The sequence below is a fragment of the Streptococcus sp. HMSC064D12 genome, from assembly GCF_001837205.1.
GTDB lineage: Bacteria > Bacillota > Bacilli > Lactobacillales > Streptococcaceae > Streptococcus > Streptococcus salivarius_D.
Genome location: NZ_KV831725.1, coordinates 147,421 through 150,434, shown reverse-complemented (window position 1 = coordinate 150,434; position 3,014 = coordinate 147,421). Strand labels below are relative to the sequence as shown.

2 protein-coding genes are annotated in these 3,014 nt (G+C 37.2%); both read right to left on the bottom strand.

Annotated features, from left to right (window positions below; all coding sequences use genetic code 11):
* The coding region (locus HMPREF2697_RS10815) for a KxYKxGKxW signal peptide domain-containing protein (RefSeq protein ID WP_142350071.1) at positions 1–178 on the bottom strand (178 nt) is incomplete at its 3' end.
* Positions 179–810: 632 nt separating this feature from the next.
* A partial coding sequence (locus tag HMPREF2697_RS02480; RefSeq protein WP_070849519.1) for a glucosyl transferase occupies positions 811–3,014 on the bottom strand: 2,204 nt, incomplete at its 5' end.

Here is a 3,014-nt window from a genome sequence, read left to right as displayed (position 1 = left end):
CAATAGCGCCTTCTTTGATGATGGCTTCAACAGTCGCTTCATTAACAGGGGTATGGTGTTCTTCAGCTGAAGCGTAGTTAAGGCCTGCAAAACTCAATCCTAAAGTAAGCCCTGTCACTGCAATAGTTACCCAATGTTTTTTAACTTTGTGAAGTTTAAAATGTACTTTCTTTTCCATGGTAATTCTCCTTTCATTTTAAACTTTTACATATCACAAATAAGGACTGTCATGAGATTTTATGAAAAGTGAGCATTAGGTAGGAGTACCTAACGATGTGGGTTAATTTTCTTATGACAACCCTTATTTTCTCCCAATCTCCTCAATTTCAGTATTGTGAGACTGCTCAAGGCAAACATGAGTTATAGAAAAATAATTCTGTGTAACACGATAATGCTTTGAAATATGTTCTCCTTTCTATGCTGAGACTATCTCGTTTTTTTTTAAGGCTATGGGACACAAAAAACTAGAGCTTCCTAGTATGAGGTGTCTCCTCTAGAGCTCTAGTTAGAAATGATGTTTTTTTAGAAATGAGCCCTAGTTTTATGGTTGAGCAACTTAGGAATGATTACCCTACAATAAACCGTATTTAGGCATTAGCGAAATAATGTCAAATCTTTTAGATAATCCCCTAAGTGTCCATTAAAACAAAAATCAAAGCGCTTACATTTTTGTCTAACTTCATTATAATCCTTTTTTAAGAATAAACAATAGAAACTAACAGAATTATCAAAAACAGGTAAAAAGGAAGTCGATTTTGAACGACTTCCTTTTGTTATAAGCAGTTGAAATCATTAGTAACTTGTAAGAAATTATCTAAGGATATGACCAACGCCGTTATCATCAAAGAAATAAGTAACATGATTTACTGTCAAGGTCACATTTTCAGCACGATTACCAGAGTCAGGAAGGTAGTAGTAGATTTTATCATTTAAAATGACGAGTTTATCTTTAGCTTGTATGCCCTTCTTTCCGTAATTATAATTATCATCGTAAAAGTAGACATGCTTGCCATCGATGACTTGTTTTCCAGTGAGAATCTTACCATTACCATTTGCAAAATACCAATTATTCTTATGTTGGAAGTATTTTCCGGTTACAAGTGCACCAGTCTCTTTGTCATAGTAGTATAGATTGCTGTTTGAATAATCGAAGTCACCTTTCACTTTCTCACCATCTCTAAAGTAGTACTGTATGCCGCCCAAATCTTTAACACCATTATAAATCTTTCCTTCTTTATCAACATAAGACTCTTTGCTACCATCTTTAACCAATCTATCTGTTACTAACGCACCAGTATCTTTATCGTAATAGTGGTGATCAGGTGCAAAATGGCCTTTATATTGAACACCCTTGGTATCGAAGTAAACCTTAACATTATCGATGGTCTGAGCACCAAGGAGGAGGTCGCCCTTGCCATTGACATAGTACCAGTTTCCTTCGGAATCACTAATATAGCGGTTTCGTTCAGTTGATTGACTCTTAATACTGAGGACACCAGATTGATCTGCCACATAGGTCTTACCATTAATGTCAAAGGTGGTATCTTTTACCTTTCGACCGTTATCTTTATCAAAATAGTAAACTTTTCCATTGACATCAACGAACTCACCTTTAGCTTGACGGCGAGTTCCAAAATGGAAATACATGTCGTAGCCATCAATAGTTTCGGCACCAACACCAGGTTGTCCATACTCATCGTAGTAGTACCAGTAGCCCTCTTTATCTTGAGAAAAATGAGCGCTCTTAGGTCGAAGGTCCTTAAAATCACTAGAGATGTATTTTCCGACACCATCATTGTCAAATTCATAGATATTTGGAAATTCTCTCATAATATAGTGTGTAGGAATATTCAACCGTATATTTCTAGCGATGGTACCATCACTGTAGAAGTAATAGTTGTTGAAAAATCTGTGCACGACCATATTTCCATTATCTTGGAAATAGTACTTATTACCATTGATGGTTTGCCATCCTGTGACTGGTAGGCCATCGGCACCAAAATAATACCTTTCGAGTTCAGGATGTTCTTTGCTGTCATAATTGGAATAAGGAGCAAAGTCAAATCTTATTTCTTTAGCATAGTTTTCTTCAGGAATGAATCGTCCAGCTTTGAAGGTGACGAGTCGGTTCGTCACAAGGGCGCCGTTATCTGGGTCGTAAAAATAGGATTTACCATTGACCTTACGGCGTTCACCCTTGACCTGTCTACCATTCGAATCAAAGTAATAAGTCAAACCATCAATGGTTTGTAGTCCAGTAACTAGTTTTCCATCTTTATCCATATAGTACCAGTGACCACCATTATCTTGTAGAAAAGCTGGATGGTTATTTGCCACCGTAACGATACCATTAGGATCAATATTCAGTTTGAAATCACCGTTGTTGAGATGTGTGTCTTTAACTAATTGTCCTGCATTTTCTTTGCCAGCATCTCCAAACAGATAGAGCTTGTCACCAACCACGTTCAAGCCGTAGCTAAGTTGGCTGTTTCTATCAGGATTAAAGTAATAGGTTTGTCCTTTGATATCTTGTAAGCCAGAAACTCGCACGCCATCGCTACCTAGATAGTAAGTTTGACCATTTTCTTCAACAAATTCATCATGGAGCATACGTGCACTATCTGTAAAGTAATAGAGTTTTCCATCAATGGTTTCGAAACCAGGATGTTCTCGCTCTTTTTTGAAATAATAGCGTTCTCCATTAATATCTTGCCATCCCATAAGCTTATTACCGTTGTTATCGTAGTAATAAGTAACGTAATAAGGATGTCTTGTGGTAATAAGACTACCTAAATAGTTTTCTGTTTCAATGCGTTCTTCTTTTTCGGTAACAAATCCATTCCTTTTTTCAGTAAAGGCAGAACGGTCAGTTCCTCTTGTGGTATTTTCGATTGGGATATCACCGACAGGTGACGCATTCTCAGCTGTAACACTCTCACTAGTCGTTGCAATTACCTCAGAATGTGCAGTTTCAGAATGCGCTACTTCCGAACTAGCTGTACTTGTGACTTCAG